The sequence below is a fragment of the Bacillus sp. FSL W8-0770 genome, assembly GCF_038008705.1.
In the GTDB taxonomy this organism is placed as follows: domain Bacteria; phylum Bacillota; class Bacilli; order Bacillales; family Bacillaceae_G; genus Bacillus_A; species Bacillus_A cereus.
Genome location: NZ_JBBOZR010000001.1, coordinates 603,741 through 621,642 on the forward strand (window position 1 = coordinate 603,741; position 17,902 = coordinate 621,642).

The window sequence follows — 17,902 nt, forward strand, 5'->3', positions numbered from 1 at the left end:
TTCCCCCTAATCCTGTATAACGGATATTTATGTAATCATTTTAATTTACAAAATATTTAGAAGTCAATAGAATTATATGGAAATAGAAAGAAAATTTCTAAAAAAGTTCTATTTTTCTTCGACCGTTACTGTATTTTGCCCTGAAAACGAGATGATAAGCGTTTTCAAATGTAATAATTGAATTCTAAAAGAAAATAAAATAGTGATTAATCAGAAAATTTAGATTAAAACATTTATTCTGATATAAAGAAAATATATTCTATTTACTTTCTCAATATAACATATTGGGAATAAAAATACAAAACGAAATAATGTGACATTTAAGTGAATTGAAAAATAACCAGCTCCACAGAAGGGAGCTGGTTAAGGAAATATTATTTAACAAAGCGTTTTTCGATGTCATCTAATAGTAGGTTAGCGGCCATTACGCCACCAGCTGTATTCCAAATAACGTCATCAACTTTGTATGCTTTACCATTTTTTACTGCATTTAAATTTTTAAATAGAGGATCGTTTATATACTCTTTTTCTAGTTCAGATCCTTTTTTCTCATTTCCTTTATCGAATGTGAAGTAGAATAATACGTCACCATCCATAGCAGAAATACGCTCTTTAGATACGTTACGCTCTGCAAAATCATCTTTATTTTGATCTCCAGGACGTTTAAATCCAAGTTCTTTTAAAATAACACCAGAGAATGTATCGCCATGATAAATACGAACATCACCAGGCATGAAACGAACCATAGAGATTTCTTGGTTTACTTTATCGCCAAGTTTGCCTTTTAAATCTTTTATACGTGATTCGTAATCAGCTACAACTTTTTGACCTTCTTTTTCTTTATTTAATGCTTTTGCATAAAATTTGAAGTTATCTTTCCATTCACCACGTAATGTTTCTGAGAACACAGTAGGTGCAATTGCTTTTAGTTGTTCGTACACTTTTTCGTGGCGCATTTTATTACCGATAATTAAGTCTGGTTTTAAAGAAGCAATTGTTTCAACGTTAACTTGTCCTTCATCACCAACAACTTTTACATCTTTCATTTTATCCTTAATATGTGGATACCATGGGTCACCAGTCCAAGACTTTACAGCACCAACTGGTTTCACACCTAATTCAAGTAAAGCTTCAGTTCCTTCATTTGTTAAGATAACTACACGTTTTGGATTAGCAGGAACTTCTGTTTTACCCATTGCATGTTCTACAGTAACCACTTCTTTTTTATTATCTTCTTTTGTAGATTCTTCTTTGTTATTTGATTTTCCACAAGCGCTTAAAAGCATTGAAAATGCTAGTAAAAATACAAATACTGTAAACGATTTCTTCCGCATGAAATTCATTATGTACCCCCTACATGTTGAGAATATTTTTCAATAGCAAGCATGATATTAAGCCTTTATCTTTTGATTGTCAATACATATGGGTGAAAATAATTCTCATTTCCGTTGACAATGAGAATTAAGTTGAAATACACTAACAACGTATCATTATACATTGAAGGGGAAACGCTGCATGTTATTAAAAACAAATCGAGCAAAATGGATTGGATTATTTGTTGGAATCATTGCAGTCGTTATTTGTATTTGGGGAAGTATTATTTTCGGGTATACAAATACGAGTTGGAAACTAGCATTGGATGCTTTTTTCCATTTTAACGGTTCCAATGAACATATTATTATTCAAAATGTACGTCTGCCTAGGGCGTTAATTGCAGCTAGTGTTGGTGCTAGTTTAGCCATTGCTGGTTGTCTTATGCAAACTTTAACTAAGAATCCACTTGCTTCTCCAGATTTTATTGGATTAAATTCAGGTGCTGCGTTCTTCATAGTTGTAGCAATTGTAATCTTTTCAGTAACATCATTATCAGCTTTCACATGGATTGCCTTTTTAGGAGCGGCGGTTGCAGCTGTACTTGTATTTGCTTCTAGTTCTTTAGGAAAAGAAGGAACTACTCCTCTTAAGTTAACGTTAGCAGGGGTCGCAATTAGTGCGTTATTTTCATCATTAACACAAGGATTACTTGTGTTAAATGAAAAAGCACTTGAAGAGGTATTATTTTGGCTTGCTGGATCTGTGCAAGGGAGAAAGTTAGAAATTTTACAATCTGTATTCCCATATTTATTAATAGGATGGATTGCATCTCTTATGATGGCAGGGAAAGTAAATACATTGATGATGGGAGAAGACGTCGCGAAAGGACTTGGACAACGAACAATTTTAATGAAATCATTCGTGTTACTTATTATTGTACTGTTGTCTGGTGGTTCGGTTGCGGTTGCTGGCCCAATTGGATTTATTGGAATTATTACTCCGCATTTTGCGAGATTTCTTGTTGGAGTTGACCACAGATGGAGAGTGCCTTATAGCGGATTGTTAGGTGCAATACTACTAATATTGGCTGATATAGCAGCAAGATATGTCATTATGCCACAAGAAGTACCAGTAGGAGTTATGACAGCATTTATTGGAGCTCCATTCTTTATTTATATTGCACGTAAGAGAGGGCTTAGCAAATGAAGAAATATATTCCGTTTCGTATAGGAAAAGGTGAGCTCTCGTTTTTAATGTATAAACGAGCTTGTCTCGTCTTGTTAAGTTTACTAGTTGTTTTAATAGGATTATTCTTTGCGAGCGCAGGTATGGGAGACATGAAAATTGCTCCTTATGACGTATGGCAAGCAATTACTGGAAATGGCGATGCGATGTCAAATATGGTTGTGAATAAGTTTCGTATGCCACGTATTTTAATTGCTATCCTCGTAGGAATTGCGCTTGCTGTAGCAGGATGTATTTTACAAGGTCTCGTTCGAAATCCACTTGCTTCTCCGGATATCATCGGGATTACGGGCGGGGCAAGTGTTGCAGTTGTATTGTTTTTAGCTATATTTAGTGATAAAAATAATGCGCTAACTGTAAGTATTCATTATATGCCGTTAGCAGCCTTTGTTGGGGCAACGATTGTGGCGCTTTTTGTATATTTATTTGCATGGAGAAATGACGGGTTATCGCCGATTAGTCTTGTTTTAATTGGTGTGGGGTTTTGGGCATTAACGAAAGCGGCAACGACTTTGTTTATGTTGTTAGCACCAATTTATCAAGCGAGTCAAGCGAATGTATGGATTACAGGTACTGTTTATGGTTCTTCATGGCAAAACGTTATGGTGCTTGCACCGTGGGTTCTCATTTTAACGGTAATATCATTTATAGCTGCTAGACATTTAAATGCGCAAGAGCTAGGGGATGATATTGCGGTAGGACTTGGTGTTCCTTTAACGAAGTCACGCGTATTCATGTTATTACTTAGTACGGCTTTAATTGGGGGAGCAGTTGCCTTCGCCGGAGGAATTGGATTTGTCGGTTTAATGGCACCTCATATTTCACGAAGGCTAGTTGGTTCTTTATACGGTGCATTACTCCCAGTTGCAGCTATTGTTGGTGCAATTCTAGTACTTGCTGCAGATTTAATTGGGCGTACAGTTTTCACACCACTTGAAATTCCAGCAGGGGTATTTACATCAGCAATTGGTGCACCTTATTTTATTTATTTACTTTATAAAAGTCGGAATTCATAAAGGGAGATGAATATGCAAAAAGCATTGGAGACGAAACGTTTGACGTTGTCTTATGGTGAAACAATTATTATCGATGAGTTGAATTTAGAAATTCCAAAAGGTGAAATTACAATCTTTATCGGTTCCAACGGTTGCGGGAAATCAACTTTATTACGTTCACTAGCTAGATTATTAAAGCCAACAACTGGTGACATTTTGTTAGATAATCAAGCTATTCAAAGTATGCAAACGAAGCAAATTGCTCGTCAAATGGCAATTTTACCGCAAGGACCGCAAGCACCTGAAGGGCTTACAGTATTGCAACTTGTAAAACAAGGACGCTATCCATATCAAACATGGCTGAAACAGTGGTCAGAAAAAGATGAGGAAATGGTACAGAAGGCACTTGCAGCAACAGGTATGACAGAATTTGCTGAGCGTGATGTGCATGCTCTTTCAGGTGGACAACGACAACGTGCTTGGATTGCAATGACGCTTGCACAAGATACAGATATTATTTTACTGGATGAGCCTACTACATATTTAGATATGACTCACCAAATTGAAGTGCTAGATTTATTATTCGAATTAAATGAAACAGAACAAAGAACAATTGTTATGGTATTACACGATTTAAATTTAGCATGTCGCTATGCAGATAACATTGTAGCCATTCAAGATAAACAAATATATGCACAAGGTAAACCTGAAGAAGTGGTAGATGAGAAACTAGTACGTGATGTATTCCGAATGGAGTGTCAAATTAGTACGGATCCGTTATTTGGAACACCGCTTTGTATACCTCACGGAAGAGGAAGACGTGTAGTTAAAGAAGTTGCTCAGGCAATGAGATAAAAAAACGATGAGTGATTCATCGTTTTTTTATTTGGTACAAGAAAATAAGAGGAAGAGAGGAATACGTAAGCGACGTTTATACTCTTCTTCATCTTGAAAATAGGTTGGATTTGGTGTAGCTTCTTTTAATGATGTAATGGTAAATCCGGCTTGCTGTAATAATGTAAAATAATCTTCCGTTGTACGATGATATTTAATAACTTCTTGGTCAATCCATGGTTCAACCCGTTTGCCTAGTTTAAAGTAATCATCGACGAGCCAACTCGTTCTTTTACCACTTGTTTGTAAGCTTTCAAACGAAGAAGTAATAACGGGATGTTGAACGCTAAAGGTAAAGGTGCCATTTGTTTTTAAAGTTTGAAACACATTTTGAAAAATGGTATCAAGATGTTCAATATAATGTAAGGCGAGTCTAGATGTTACTAAATCAAAAGTGGAAGAGGGGTAGGTATAATCTTTGAGGTTTAAAAAATGAACAGTTCCATTTTTATTTTCTAGTTGTTTTTTAGCTTTTTCATACATAAGTTCGGAGCCTTCAATGCCGGTGTAAGAGTAGCATCCCTTTTCTAATAATTCCGCGCCAAACTTAGCATCACCACAGCCTAAATCGAGAATTTGTTTTCCTCGTACATGACCAATGAGCTGAAAGAATATTGGTTTTTCAATGGATTCATTTGGGCTATTTTCTCGGTATCTTCGTTTCATATATTGTTCGAAAAATGCTGTGTTATTGTATACATCAGATTCTGTAAATGCCATGTTTGAAACCTCCCGAAATATTTTTTTAATTCTATCAAATATGAAAAGTAAATAATAGATTTATTGTAATGAATCATATATAATCTAAAATTGTAAGCGGTTACTTTAAACTATTTTTCTATAATAAATTCTGAAAACGTGTTAAGCTAGTAGAGGGATTATTAGAACTATTAAGACAATAATCCGCTTACATGAACGATGGGAGGCTTCACGATGTCTAGTAAAACACTTGCGAAATTTTTAGAAGAAAATTTAGAGGATTTAAAATCAAAGGGGCTTTATAACGTAATTGATCCGCTTGAGAGTTCAAATGGACCGATCATTACAATTGGCGGAAAAGAATATATTAACTTATCTTCAAACAACTATCTTGGATTAGCAACAGATAGTCGTTTGCAAGAAGCAGCAATTGGTGCTATTCATAAGTACGGTGTTGGAGCAGGGGCTGTTCGTACAATTAACGGTACTTTAGATTTGCATATTAAGTTAGAAGAAACAATTGCAAAGTTTAAACATACAGAAGCAGCAATTGCTTATCAATCAGGATTTAACTGTAATATGGCAGCGATTTCAGCCGTTATGGATAAAAATGATGCAATTCTTTCAGACGAATTAAACCATGCTTCTATTATTGATGGTAGTCGTCTATCAAAAGCAAAAATTATTGTTTATAAACATTCGGATATGGAAGATTTACGCCAAAAAGCAATTGCGGCGAAAGAATCAGGTCTTTACAATAAATTAATGGTAATTACAGACGGTGTCTTTTCAATGGATGGAGATGTTGCAAAACTACCAGAAATTGTTGAGATTGCAGAAGAGTTAGATTTAATGACATACGTAGATGATGCACACGGTTCAGGTGTACTTGGAAAAGGTGCAGGAACTGTAAAGCACTTCGGTCTTTCTGATAAAGTTGATTTCCAAATTGGTACATTATCAAAAGCAATTGGGGTAATTGGTGGATATGTAGCAGGGAAACAAAATTTAATTGACTGGTTAAAAGTTCGTTCACGTCCATTCTTATTCTCTACAGCATTAACACCAGCTGATGCAGCAGCTTGCATGAGATCAATTGAAATCTTAATGGAAAGCACAGAGTTACACGATCGCTTATGGGAAAATGGTCGCTACTTAAAACAAGGATTAAAAGAACTTGGCTTTAACATTGGGGAAAGTGAAACGCCAATTACACCTTGTATCATTGGGGACGAAGTATTAACACAAGAATTTAGTAAACGTCTAAATGAAGAAGGTGTATACGCAAAATCTATCGTGTTCCCAACTGTAGCAAAAGGAACAGGGCGCGTTCGTAATATGCCTACAGCAGCTCATACGAAAGAAATGTTAGATGAAGCAATTCTTAAGTATGAAAAAGTAGGAAAAGAAATGGGCATCATTTAAGTAACGACATCTTTTGAATAGCTTGCAAATGAGGAGTGGGGAAAATGAAAAAAATTCTAGTAACCGGTTCTTTAGGGCAAATTGGTTCTGAACTAGTAATGAAACTTCGTGATGTATACGGCGCATCAAATGTTATTGCAACAGATATTCGTGAAACAGATAGTGAAGTAGTAACGTCTGGTCCATTTGAAACGTTAGATGTAACAGATGGACAAAAACTACATGATATCGCAAAGCGTAATGAAGTAGATACAATTATTCATTTAGCAGCTTTACTTTCAGCAACAGCAGAAAAAAATCCGTTATTCGCATGGAACTTAAATATGGGCGGACTTGTAAATGCATTAGAAGCAGCTCGTGAATTAAACTGTAAGTTCTTCACGCCAAGTTCTATCGGTGCATTCGGTCCATCGACGCCAAAAGATAATACACCGCAAGATACAATTCAGCGTCCTACTACGATGTATGGGGTAAACAAAGTGGCAGGAGAATTACTATGTGATTATTATCATCAAAAATTTGGCGTAGATACGCGCGGTGTCCGTTTCCCAGGTTTAATTTCTTACGTAGCTCCTCCAGGAGGCGGAACGACTGATTATGCAGTTGAAATTTATTATGAGGCGATTAAAAAAGGTGCATACACCTCATACATTGCTGAAGGAACGTACATGGACATGATGTATATGCCTGATGCTTTACAAGCGATCATTTCATTAATGGAAGCTGATCCAAGTAAGCTAGTGCATAGAAATGCATTTAACATTACAGCAATGAGCTTCGAGCCAGAGCAAATTGCAGCGTCAATTCGTAAACACATTCCGACGTTTACAATGGATTATGCAGTAGATTCAGCTCGTCAAACAATCGCTGATAGCTGGCCAAACTCTATTGACGCAACTGCAGCAATGAAAGAGTGGGGCTTTAAAGCAGAATACGATTTAGACAAAATGACAACTGACATGCTGGCTAAGTTAAAAAAAAAGCTCACAGCTGAGTTAGTGATGAATTAATAGGAAGAGTCGATTCTTAGGAATCGGCTCTTCATTATTTTTGGGAGGAGAGAAGTCTTATGCAAAGAGTTGATGTCGTATACGCACTAATACATGACGAAGAAACAGATAAAATATTAATGGTACATAATGTAGAACAAAACGTTTGGTCATTGCCAGGTGGGGCTGTGGAAAAAGGTGAAATATTAGAGGAAGCACTAATAAGAGAAGTGAAAGAAGAGACAGGTTTAACCGCCTTGGCTGGGGGGCTTGTTGCGATCAATGAAAAATTCTTTGAAGAATCAGGGAATCATGCACTATTTTTTACATTCCGAGCGAATGTAGTAAAAGGGGAACTTATTGCGGAAGATGAAGGTGAAATTTCTGCAATAGAGTGGGTAGATCGAACAATTGCGAATGAGCGTTTCCCATACTATGACGGAGGATTTGAATCTTTATTAGAAGTAGCCATTCCATACAAGTTTCAACCAGAAACAAAGTAATTGAACGAAAAAACAGGAGCCACAAGGCTCCTATTTTCTATTCAATCGTCTTCAGTAATAGTTTTTTCAGCAATGGTTTAATCTTCAATCGTAAATCTTCAGCATGATTTGCAACTAAGAAGTGATGGTTATAAATGTTTTTCATCAATTGATAAGTTGCTTCTTTCGCTTCGCCTTCTTCGATGAAGATACCGATTACTTCCATACCACTTTTACGCGCGAGTTTAACAGCTTCATGCGTATCTAAAATTCCGTCTTGTTGATAGTCTAGCGCAGAAGGCTCACCGTCTGTGAAGACTAGTAAGAATTTATGTTTCTCAGGTCTTTTGGCAAGTTTTTCAGAAACGATACGAATAATATATCCGTCGCGGTTATCTTCTTCTTCACGAAGTTGCATAATTTCTGGACCAACGTTTGGCAACGTTGAGTTTTTATAATTTACAACTTCATGGATAACGTTCGGCTTATCTTCAGGTTTAGCGCTAGAGGCATCTTCCCAAAATCCGCTAATAGCGTGCGGGATTTTTAAAGACTTTAAAGCTTCATGGAATAGTACAACACTCTTCTTCGTTTCTTCCATTTTGTTATACATAGAACCAGAACAGTCAACTAATAGTTGGAATGCAACATCGAGTTCTTGTGACTCTTGTCCTTTTTTATAAAACATACGCGGTTGTTTTTCGGTATAAATACGAAGGAATTTCTTACGAAGTCTTCCGTAATATTTATCACTATTCGCATTCGTTTTATTTTCAATTGTTTTTTCGATAATTTTCTTTAATTCTTTTACATCTTTATTGACGACTGATTTGATAGCTTGGTAATCTTTTTTCTCATCTGAGTTTGGTTTGCGAGCTTCTTTAAATGTATGAGAAGCACCTACATTATACTTACCGTATGCACCGTCGTGCTGGCTAGAAGCGTGTGAAGCCCTTGCTTCTTCTGTATCAGCGCCATCAAAGTTGGATTGTGTACTTTTTTGTGAGGTACCTTGTACAGAACCAAGTGCTTGGTCGCCATCTTCTGATTCACGGGCAGTATCACCCATCATATTAGTTTTTGTTCCGCTTTCTAATTCAAAGCGTAAAAAGTTCTCGTTTTCGTTATTTTTATTTTCACGATGCCATGTGGAGAAACTTTCATCCATTTTGTTTTTATTTTCATCGTCATCTATAAGCTGCGTATCATCATTTGCTAAATCTTCGACGCGACAGTTCTTTTCGTCTGCAAGGACAGATAAGTAAAGTGGAGCATGTCCGAAATAGTTGTTAAGCATATCGCTTTCAAGAAGCGCCTCTAAGCGATAGCGAATTTTCTCAACGATATACATAATATCTTCTGTATTACGTGCTTGGAATGTTTCATGTAAAATCGCTTCAATTTGCTCAAAATATTCATTATTAAACATTTCGTATTTATCGCTCGTTAATGAAAGATAGCATAGACAAAATAGACGATCACCGTGATAATTACGAACACGGTTTATTTCATTTTGAGAGCCGAAATAATTGCGGTACATTTCTTTTCGACGTTTAAAAACATGCTTCGTGCCAGGACGTAAGTTCTTTACGATTTCCTCAACGCGTAAATCTTCTAATAGAACAAATAATTGTGTTAAAAACTTTTTTAGGGGCGATTCTTGCAATTCAATCGCATAAGAACGAATTAAAGTCATGTCCGAGTAATGTTTATTACCAAGTGCTTTTAAGAACACTTCGCTTTTTAATCCGATTACTGTATCTTCTTCTTTTCGATCATCCCAAAAGTGACTAATGACAACTTTCTTTTCAATTTCGTCGTAGTATGCTTTATAGCCATATTCAAGATAGGCATCGTCTTCTTTTAGAAGGGCATACATTAAGTTTTCCATTTGTAGAAACAGTGACGCATCAATTTTTTTGTCACTAAAAATTTGTCTCATAAATTATCCCTCAAAGAAATAACTTTCTGCTAATTCACGGACAGTCATTTGTTCTGTTTCATCATTAAGTTTTGCAATTATGCTTCGTTCAATCGCTCGCATAACAGGAATATATACACCTAAATCACATGCGTCGATAATACCACGAATACTTGCTGCTTCTTCACTTACACGTCCATCGCGAGCTAAAGGCATAAGGTCGCTTGCAAATGCAACAAACTTTTCAATTGTTGCAACATCATTTAATTTTGATTCTGCTAATAATAGTTCTTTTAATGTATCACCTTGAATGTAAGGAACTTCAATAATAACGAAACGGTTTTTTAACGCTTCATTTAGTTCACTTGTTCCAACGTAACCTTCGTTAATCGCAGCAATTACACGGTATTCGTCATCACCGTATACAACCTCTTGTGTAAATGGGTTTGTAATCATTTTACGGTAATCTAATGCGCCGTGAAGAAGTGGTAACGTTTCAGGTTTTGCCATATTGATTTCGTCAATATATAGGAAGTGACCGTTCTTCATTGCTTTCATAAGAGGACCGTTAACGAATGAAACTTCAGATGCACCATCTTTCGTTTGTAGTGTGTTGTATCCTAAAATACCCTCTACATCTAAGTCGACAGAGCAGTTAATGCTATGCATTGGTTTTTGGAATAAAGAAGAAAGAGTTTCCGCTAGTACTGTTTTACCACTACCAGTCGGTCCTTTTAATAGAATATTCTTGCCAAGAAGAAGTGCTGTAATCGCATCTTCAATAATGCTATTATCAGACGCTTTATATATTTTCGTTCCGATTAAATGTGCATTTTCACCAGCTTCTTGTTTATTCTTTTCATGAATCGTAGAAAGCTGTTGTTTTAAATCAGCATGTATATGAAATTGTTCTAACATGTATTTCCCACCTAACATTATTTTCATAAAGTAATACATCTTATGATAACTTGTTTTAATATGGTATGCAAAGAAAAGGAAGGAGGATAAAGGGAAAAGAAAAAGCAATCAAGATGAAGTTGATTGCCTACAGTAAAGGAGAAATGAGCCTCATGAAAGACTCCAATATGCGTTTTTTTATACTTCTTTTTTGGAAAGAGTTCCATTTAATTTCAGTTGAATGTTTAAAATCTTCTTCAAAATCACGTTTAATGTCGTGAACTGTTTTTGATTCATAAAGCACGCTAATAATTTCGTAATTCAATTCAAAGCTACGTACATCCATGTTCGCTGTTCCAATAGTTGCAATTGTATCATCAACGAGTACAATTTTTGCATGCATAAAACCATCTTTATAACTGTAAATAGAAGCACCAGCTTTTAAAAGCGGAGTGAAATAGGATTGAGATGCTTGATCACTAATGATGCTATCACTTTTACCTGGATATAAAATCCGTACATCTATTCCGGCAATTGCACTTAAGCGTAATAATGTTAAAGTTTCTTGATCTGGAATAAAGTAGGGTGTAGCGATCCAAATGGATTTTTTTGCAGAGCCCATAACAGCTAATAATGTATTACGAATACTTTTATCATCGGAGCTTGGTCCGCTTGCTACGATTTGAACAGCACCTTCTGCATTTGAAATCTCTTTACCTGGGAAGTATTGTCTATTCATGAATTGATCCCAGGAATAAGTATTTAAACCACTAGAGGCATAGAGCCAGTCTTCTAGAAAGATTGCTTGTAATTTATATAATGCTTTTCCTTCTATTTTTAAATGACTATCACGCCAAACAGGAAATTTTTTGGAACGGCCAAGATATTCATCACCGACATTGAGTCCTCCGGTAAAACCAATTTTTCCATCTACAATAACAATTTTTCGATGGTTACGATAATTGACAGTTTCAAGTAACCAAGCTGAAAAAATAGGGTCAAATTCTACAATTTCAATCCCAGCTTCTTTCATAGGTTGCAAAAATCGCCGTCGTAACGTATTACTTCCAAGGCCATCATAAAGGAAGCGTACAATAACACCATCTTTTGCTTTTTGTATTAAAGCATCTCGAACTTTTGTACCAATTTCATCAGATTTATAAATGTAGTATTGAATATGTATATGATGCTTTGCCTGCTCTATAGCTCGCAAAATTTCTGAAAATGTTTGATCTCCGTTTGTTAAAAGTTTTGTAGTTGTTTTATCTGCGGCAGGACCACCTCCAAATTTTTGTATGACTTCTGTTAAATGTATGGAACGTTCATTTAGTGGGACTGTGAGTAATAACTCTAGTCTTCTTCCTTCTAATATTTCACGGAATAATTTTCTTTGTTCTTCTGAACGATGGAGATGTTTTTTTCTTCTCCAGCGGCTGCGTCCGAAAATAGCGTATAAAAGCACACCTATAATAGGAAGAAGTGCTAATACTAAAAACCATGCTAACGTACTTTGTGGAGATCTATTTTCTATAAAAATAACGAATGAAATTCCGACAATTGTGATGGACCATAGAGCACCGACAAATGTATATAACGAAATATACGATGTATTTAATAGGAACAGAACGATAGATACAATTGTAAATATTAATAGTAATTGAACGATAGGCTTCTTCATTTCTATATAATTCCCCTAATCTTTTTTCAATATAGACTTCTTAAATAGAAGATGTAATATGACATCTTTATTATAAGGTGTTTTGCTTTTTTTACAAAATATAGACATTTCACCTATACTTTCCGCATTTGTCCTACATACAGTGTACTATCCCATTTTTTATCCCACTCTTAACGCATATGAAAATGAAAAAATCGAAAAGGAGCGGAGAAACATGAATTATATAGAAAATAATGGATTGTACTATCGAAATCATCATCATGGAGGACACAATCATGGTGGGCACAATCATAACGGTGGACATCATCACCATGGAGGACACAATCACTATGATCACCATCATCATCACGGAGGCGGATGGGGCTGGGGTGGTGGTAGTTCATGGGGAGGCGGATTTTTCCCTGGAAGCTTTGCAGGAGGAGTGTTAGGCGGACTGACAGCTGGTGCATTAACAGGTGCAACAAGTGGAGGATATTATCCAGCTCCATATCCAGTAGCTTATCCATCGCCATACCCTGTAACGTATCCAATGCCATACCCAGGTTATCAGCAAATACCATATTCGTATTAAATTAAAAAAGAGGCTATCCTCTTTTTTAGTTTAATACAGTATTTATTTATAAAATAATTCCAAAGTTAAGGTAGAAATATGTTAATATTTTGTTATTGTAATTCAAAAACATACACATTAATGTAGATTTTCATATTATTATTCGTGAATAGTTATGTAGTATGATCTAATTTCTATTTCGTTATTAAAAACAAAGAGATCAGATATGAGTGGTATTAGTTGGAAACAAGGCTTGCATAGAGCTACTTAAAAGGATTGCGGTATAATAAGGCGCGAAGTAATTAGAGATATGGGAAGCTACCAGTTATAATTGAAACGGTATAATATTGCTTTTTATTACAAATAATATTATGTTATTTTAATCGGTTTATTTAAAAAGATAATTTATGTAAAGGGCTAGTATTAGAAAATGAAATATCTCTATTTCTATGAAGAGAAACAGGTTGTGTTTTAGTCAGATAGAAGCAAGGAGAGATGCGCATGCTAGAACAGAGAGGTCATGCATTATATGACTCTTCGTTGCGAGATTTAAAGTTAGCATTAGATGAGTCTTCAATTGTTGCAATTACAGACCGAGAAGGTCTTATTACATATGTAAATGATAAATTTTGTGAAATCTCTAAATACAAAAGGGAAGAATTAATTGGAAAAGATCACCGTATTTTAAATTCAGGTCATCATCCGAAAACCTTTTTTCAAAACTTATGGAAACGTATTTTGAATGGGAAAGTATGGACAGGTGAGATTCGGAATCGAGCAAAAGATGGTACATATTATTGGGTCAAAACAACAATTGTTCCATTTTTAAATGAAAAAGGAGAGCCATACCAGTTTATCGCAATACGAAATGATATTAGTAGTAGAAAAGAAGCGGAACAGAGGTTGCGACTAAGTGAAAGTCGTTATAGGGAACTTGCCTATCATGATGCTTTAACGAGTTTGCCGAACCGTTTGCAATTAATAACGACCGTTAATAAATTGATTGCAGATAAAAAAGAATTTGGTATGATTTACTTTGATTTGGACCGTTTTAAATTAGTAAATGATACGTTAGGTCATATGATAGGGGACTTACTTTTAAGCGAAGTCGCTTCAAGGTTGCATTATGTACTAGGAGAGAAAGATGTTCTGGCTAGGCTAGGTGGCGACGAATTTGTGCTGTTAACAAAAAATCATACGCAAGATGATATGAGGCAGTTAGCGACATCTGTGTTGTCATGTTTCCAGGCACCATTTATTCTTGAAGGCCATGAAGTATATATTTCAGCTAGTCTAGGACTTTGTTCTTATCCACAAGACGGACAAGACGTGGAAACATTATTGAAAAACTCCGACTTAGCTATGTATAGTGCAAAAGAACAGGGGAGAAATGCTGCATGTTTCTTTACAGATGAGCTACGCGCGAAAATAAATCGTAGAATGAAAGTTGAGTTTGCTTTGCAAAAGGCAATTCGTGATGAAGAGTTAGATGTAGTATTGCAGCCTATTATTGATTTGAAAACGAAGAGATATTCTGGTATAGAAGCTCTAGTACGCTGTATGACAGAAGACGGACCTATTTCACCAAACGAATTTATCCCGGTAGCTGAAGAGTCTGGACTTATTATAAAGCTAGGAGACTGGGTATTAGAAAAATCGTGCCGATTGTTTAAAACATTGCCCAATTATCAAGAAGGACTAAAGTTATCAGTGAATTTATCTATACAACAATTAATGCAGAAACGTTTTATTTTCTCTGTACGTAGCATTTTAAAGAGAACTGGTTTTCCTCCGAACCGTTTAATATTAGAAATAACGGAAAGCATAGCAGTCCGCCATTTTGATTATATTATTGCTACATTACAAGAATTAAGAAATATGGGTGTTTTAATTGCTTTGGATGATTTCGGAACTGGCTATTCTTCCTTATATTATTTAAAACAACTACCACTGGATATTGTAAAAATTGATCGTAATTTTATTCGTGAATTTCATTATGATCACGCACAACCAGAACGAACGATTGTAAAATCCGTTATTGAAATTGCTCATAGTTTAAATTTAGCAGTAGTTGCTGAAGGAGTAGAAACAGTAGAGCAAGAGAGTTTGTTACAATCAATGAGCTGTGATTATGTACAGGGATTTTATTATGCGAAACCTTTATCTGTAGGAGAGCTAAAAGAAAAGTTAATTACAGATTTTTAATAAAAAAGAGAAGCCAGCAGCTTCTCTTTATTTAATCCGTTTTTTGTGAGTCTTTCATTAGTACTGGATAAAGAATAAGACCTAATACGAACAATCCAATTCCTAAGAAGAATGTTTTTAAATCAGCAGTTCCCGTTTTGATAACCCAAATAGAGTATACCAACGCTAATGTCGTAATGATTCCATCTTTTACTCGAGATCCGGGCAGTATATCATACGTTTCTCCTGTAATAACTAATTTTAATTGGTACAAGGTAGAAACAAGGTATGGAATTAAATAGGCTAATGTTGCTACGACGATAGCGAAACTATACGCTTCTGAAACAGTACCAGAAATCGTTGAAAATAAGAAAATTTGCGTCATTATATTTGTAATCAATAGTGATTTTGAAGGACTACCTTTTTTATTTGTTTTCCCGAAAAACTTAGGGAAAAGTCCATTTTTTGCTGCCTGGTAAGGTACTTCTGAACTAACAACAATCCAGCCAACTGTAGATCCAAATAAAGATATAAGAGCGAGTAAGGCCATTATATATGCACCTTTATTTCCAATTGCTAAATTTAATGCATCTACTAACGGTTTTTGAGACTCCTTTAAAGCATCTTGCGGAAGAGCTCCCATTGTAAGTAAAGTAATTGACATGTAAATAAGAAGAGCGATAATTAATCCGAAAATCGTAGCTTTTTTTACATCGCGCTGTGATTTTGCACGGTTAGAAAGCATAACCGCTGATTCAATACCGATAAATGCCCAGAGTGTTGCAATAGCAGCTGAATTGATTTGGCCACCTAACGAGATAGATTGTCCTGCTTCATTCATAAAGGTTTGACCGTCTCCGAAATTAGAAGCATTGAAAATGAATAATGTAATTACAATAAACATTGTAAATCCGATAATTTTTGCAATAGTAGCAAGTAGATTCATATTTCCAGCTCGATCAATATTTTGAGAAAGAATATATTGAATTCCCCATAGCATAAGGCTACATACAAGGAAAGTTAACCCTTTTCCGAGTTCTAGTGAAAATCCGTTTATTGAAAAAAGAATTTGCTTACTTTGTAAAACTGGAAAGAATGTTGATAAATATCCAGCAAAGGAAATAATAACAGATGCTGTTGCAGCCCAGTTAGCAGCCCAATATCCCCATGCCATACTATATCCTGCAACTTTACCAGCTTTTTTTGAAGGAAACATCGCTTGAGCATAGCTTTGTGGTCCAGCTTTTAATTCTGGTTTACGAATCGCTAAATTTCCAAATACAAGTGCAATCATAAATACGCCAAGGCCTGTAATACTCCATGCGAGTGTAGAACCCATTGGACCTGATACTTGTGCTAAATTTGCTGGAAGCATAAATACGCCACCGCCAACCATATTCCCGATAACAAATGCTGTTAAAACCCATAATCCCCATTTTTTCGTTTCCATTTTTGTTAACTCCTTTGTAGTAAGTTTTGCTTAAACATCATTTTTTACTAGCCTTTTGACAATAAAAAAAGAGCCATGTAGATAAAAAAATACCTACATGGCTCTTTTGCCAAAGCGTAGGTACAACGGGAATAACCCTTGTACCTACGCGTAATTTTTCCGCTAGGTTTCAAGGGTTACGTATGATGATGATGTTTTTGTGCAAATGTAACTACAGTTGTTGTATAAGTAAGCATAGTTCTTTGCTCCCTTTCTCCTCTGATTTTGAAGTTAGTATACTACATGTTTTTTTGAATGAAAAGAAAAATATAAAAATTTTTATAAAAATACGTTTTAAAGATTAAATATTTACCTATATTTTTCTTGTACTGGAAAATAAGTGAGAGATTGGCAGAAGAGTGAAGCATGTTATAATACATATAGAATTAGAAGGTGACAAGGGGCTATTGTAGATGATGAGTAAGTATGAACAAATTTATACAGAAATCAGTAAATCTATTGATAATAAACAATTAAAAGAGGGATGCAAAATCCCATCAGAAACAGAATTAATGAAGCAGTATGAGGCAAGCCGAGGCACGGTGAGAAAAGCTGTAGATTTACTGCAAGAGCGTGGATATGTGCAAAAAATTCATGGAAAAGGTGTTTTTGTTTTAAAGCGAAAAAATATTGAATTTAATTTTGGTGGTATTGTAAGTTTCCAAGAAGAAAATGAACGTTTAGGACGTCATTGTATTACAGATGTCGTAGAAATGGAGAAAATTGAAGCGACGAAAGACGTAGCAAAGTTATTAAACGTGAAAGAAAAAACAGTGATTGACCATATTAAACGTGTACGAAATATTGATGGAGAAAAAGTAATTTTAGATATAAATCATTTTGTATCTGAGTTTGTTCCAGGATTAACGAAAGAAATTGCAACTGCATCGATTTATAAATACATCGAGAAAGAGCTTGGGCTACATATTAGTTATTCGCAGAGGGTAATTGAAGTACAGCCATGTACAGAGGATGACAGAAAGTATTTAGATTTAAATGGAACAGACTATGTTGTCGTTGTGAAAAACTTTACACATTTGTATGATGGAAGTCAGTTTGAATATACAGAATCACGCCACCGTTTAGATATTTTTCACTTTTCGGATGTGGCACGCAGGAAGTAAAGAGGTGGAACAAAAT

15 protein-coding genes are annotated in these 17,902 nt (G+C 35.4%); 9 read left to right on the top strand and 6 right to left on the bottom strand.

All coding sequences use genetic code 11. The annotated features are described in order from the left end of the window. Window positions 1-374 precede the first annotated feature (374 nt). On the bottom strand, window positions 375-1,343 hold the full coding sequence (locus tag NST27_RS03105) for an ABC transporter substrate-binding protein (protein WP_001010274.1): 969 nt from the start codon (window positions 1,341-1,343) through the stop codon (window positions 375-377). Window positions 1,344-1,515: 172 nt separating this feature from the next. Here NST27_RS03105 and NST27_RS03110 point away from each other — a divergent pair, with 172 nt between their 5' ends. The 3 genes from NST27_RS03110 to NST27_RS03120 are packed head-to-tail and all read left to right on the top strand — an operon-like array spanning window position 1,516 to window position 4,409. Beyond that, window positions 1,516-2,520 (top strand): FecCD family ABC transporter permease, encoded by a 1,005-nt coding sequence (locus NST27_RS03110; protein WP_000925232.1) that lies wholly within the window; start codon window positions 1,516-1,518, stop codon window positions 2,518-2,520. Continuing rightward, complete coding sequence (locus NST27_RS03115) at window positions 2,517-3,575, top strand: FecCD family ABC transporter permease (protein WP_000760054.1); 1,059 nt, start codon at window positions 2,517-2,519, stop codon at window positions 3,573-3,575. Before NST27_RS03110 ends, NST27_RS03115 begins: the two co-directional genes overlap by 4 nt. 12 nt (window positions 3,576-3,587) lie before the next feature. Then, entirely contained in the window at window positions 3,588-4,409 is an 822-nt protein-coding gene (locus NST27_RS03120; RefSeq protein ID WP_001167962.1) for an ABC transporter ATP-binding protein, read from the top strand. Window positions 4,410-4,436: 27 nt separating this feature from the next. Here NST27_RS03120 and NST27_RS03125 read toward each other — a convergent pair whose 3' ends face one another. Beyond that, a complete protein-coding gene (locus tag NST27_RS03125) occupies window positions 4,437-5,168 on the bottom strand; it encodes a class I SAM-dependent DNA methyltransferase (RefSeq protein WP_000885966.1) in 732 nt (243 codons plus the stop codon). Between the two features lie 213 nt (window positions 5,169-5,381). Between NST27_RS03125 and NST27_RS03130 the strand changes: the two genes are divergently transcribed. The 3 genes from NST27_RS03130 to NST27_RS03140 are packed head-to-tail and all read left to right on the top strand — an operon-like array spanning window position 5,382 to window position 8,064. Then, window positions 5,382-6,572 carry a glycine C-acetyltransferase gene (locus NST27_RS03130; RefSeq protein WP_000095905.1) on the top strand — a complete coding sequence of 397 codons (1,191 nt, stop codon included), beginning with the start codon at window positions 5,382-5,384 and terminating at the stop codon, window positions 6,570-6,572. A gap of 44 nt (window positions 6,573-6,616) precedes the next feature. Further along, window positions 6,617-7,582, top strand: a complete 966-nt coding sequence (locus NST27_RS03135) for an L-threonine 3-dehydrogenase (protein WP_000723129.1) — start codon at window positions 6,617-6,619, stop codon at window positions 7,580-7,582. Between the two features lie 59 nt (window positions 7,583-7,641). Next, entirely contained in the window at window positions 7,642-8,064 is a 423-nt protein-coding gene (locus tag NST27_RS03140; RefSeq protein WP_001189940.1) for an NUDIX hydrolase, read from the top strand. A gap of 37 nt (window positions 8,065-8,101) precedes the next feature. Here NST27_RS03140 and NST27_RS03145 read toward each other — a convergent pair whose 3' ends face one another. From NST27_RS03145 to NST27_RS03155, 3 genes are all read right to left on the bottom strand, one after another. After that, window positions 8,102-9,985 carry a vWA domain-containing protein gene (locus NST27_RS03145; protein WP_001248851.1) on the bottom strand — a complete coding sequence of 628 codons (1,884 nt, stop codon included), beginning with the start codon at window positions 9,983-9,985 and terminating at the stop codon, window positions 8,102-8,104. Between the two features lie 3 nt (window positions 9,986-9,988). Next, window positions 9,989-10,882 carry an ATP-binding protein gene (locus tag NST27_RS03150; RefSeq protein WP_000892973.1) on the bottom strand — a complete coding sequence of 298 codons (894 nt, stop codon included), beginning with the start codon at window positions 10,880-10,882 and terminating at the stop codon, window positions 9,989-9,991. A 127-nt stretch (window positions 10,883-11,009) separates the two neighbouring features. Then, window positions 11,010-12,539: a cardiolipin synthase gene (locus NST27_RS03155; RefSeq protein WP_000743031.1), complete on the bottom strand. Its 1,530-nt coding sequence runs from the start codon at window positions 12,537-12,539 to the stop codon at window positions 11,010-11,012. Between the two features lie 214 nt (window positions 12,540-12,753). Here NST27_RS03155 and NST27_RS03160 point away from each other — a divergent pair, with 214 nt between their 5' ends. Further along, window positions 12,754-13,110, top strand: coding sequence for a hypothetical protein (locus NST27_RS03160; RefSeq protein WP_001106406.1), 357 nt, complete (start codon window positions 12,754-12,756; stop codon window positions 13,108-13,110). A gap of 480 nt (window positions 13,111-13,590) precedes the next feature. Beyond that, window positions 13,591-15,294: a putative bifunctional diguanylate cyclase/phosphodiesterase gene (locus NST27_RS03165; protein ID WP_000893343.1), complete on the top strand. Its 1,704-nt coding sequence runs from the start codon at window positions 13,591-13,593 to the stop codon at window positions 15,292-15,294. 31 nt (window positions 15,295-15,325) lie between these two features. Here NST27_RS03165 and NST27_RS03170 read toward each other — a convergent pair whose 3' ends face one another. Then, window positions 15,326-16,723, bottom strand: coding sequence for an amino acid permease (locus NST27_RS03170; protein WP_000448444.1), 1,398 nt, complete (start codon window positions 16,721-16,723; stop codon window positions 15,326-15,328). 452 nt (window positions 16,724-17,175) lie between these two features. Between NST27_RS03170 and treR the strand changes: the two genes are divergently transcribed. Continuing rightward, window positions 17,176-17,886: a trehalose operon repressor gene (gene treR, locus NST27_RS03175; RefSeq protein ID WP_000987235.1), complete on the top strand. Its 711-nt coding sequence runs from the start codon at window positions 17,176-17,178 to the stop codon at window positions 17,884-17,886. Window positions 17,887-17,902: the final 16 nt, after the last annotated feature.

What these genes read in the sequence shown, in the direction of transcription:
- NST27_RS03105 (WP_001010274.1), bottom strand. Translation starts at nt 1,343, where the DNA reads ATGAATTTCATGCGGAAGAAATCGTTTACAGTATTTGTATTTTTACTA.
- NST27_RS03110 (WP_000925232.1), top strand. Translation starts at nt 1,516, where the DNA reads ATGTTATTAAAAACAAATCGAGCAAAATGGATTGGATTATTTGTTGGA.
- NST27_RS03115 (WP_000760054.1), top strand. Translation starts at nt 2,517, where the DNA reads ATGAAGAAATATATTCCGTTTCGTATAGGAAAAGGTGAGCTCTCGTTT.
- NST27_RS03120 (WP_001167962.1), top strand. Translation starts at nt 3,588, where the DNA reads ATGCAAAAAGCATTGGAGACGAAACGTTTGACGTTGTCTTATGGTGAA.
- NST27_RS03125 (WP_000885966.1), bottom strand. Translation starts at nt 5,168, where the DNA reads ATGGCATTTACAGAATCTGATGTATACAATAACACAGCATTTTTCGAA.
- NST27_RS03130 (WP_000095905.1), top strand. Translation starts at nt 5,382, where the DNA reads ATGTCTAGTAAAACACTTGCGAAATTTTTAGAAGAAAATTTAGAGGAT.
- NST27_RS03135 (WP_000723129.1), top strand. Translation starts at nt 6,617, where the DNA reads ATGAAAAAAATTCTAGTAACCGGTTCTTTAGGGCAAATTGGTTCTGAA.
- NST27_RS03140 (WP_001189940.1), top strand. Translation starts at nt 7,642, where the DNA reads ATGCAAAGAGTTGATGTCGTATACGCACTAATACATGACGAAGAAACA.
- NST27_RS03145 (WP_001248851.1), bottom strand. Translation starts at nt 9,985, where the DNA reads ATGAGACAAATTTTTAGTGACAAAAAAATTGATGCGTCACTGTTTCTA.
- NST27_RS03150 (WP_000892973.1), bottom strand. Translation starts at nt 10,882, where the DNA reads ATGTTAGAACAATTTCATATACATGCTGATTTAAAACAACAGCTTTCT.
- NST27_RS03155 (WP_000743031.1), bottom strand. Translation starts at nt 12,539, where the DNA reads ATGAAGAAGCCTATCGTTCAATTACTATTAATATTTACAATTGTATCT.
- NST27_RS03160 (WP_001106406.1), top strand. Translation starts at nt 12,754, where the DNA reads ATGAATTATATAGAAAATAATGGATTGTACTATCGAAATCATCATCAT.
- NST27_RS03165 (WP_000893343.1), top strand. Translation starts at nt 13,591, where the DNA reads ATGCTAGAACAGAGAGGTCATGCATTATATGACTCTTCGTTGCGAGAT.
- NST27_RS03170 (WP_000448444.1), bottom strand. Translation starts at nt 16,723, where the DNA reads ATGGAAACGAAAAAATGGGGATTATGGGTTTTAACAGCATTTGTTATC.
- treR (WP_000987235.1), top strand. Translation starts at nt 17,176, where the DNA reads ATGATGAGTAAGTATGAACAAATTTATACAGAAATCAGTAAATCTATT.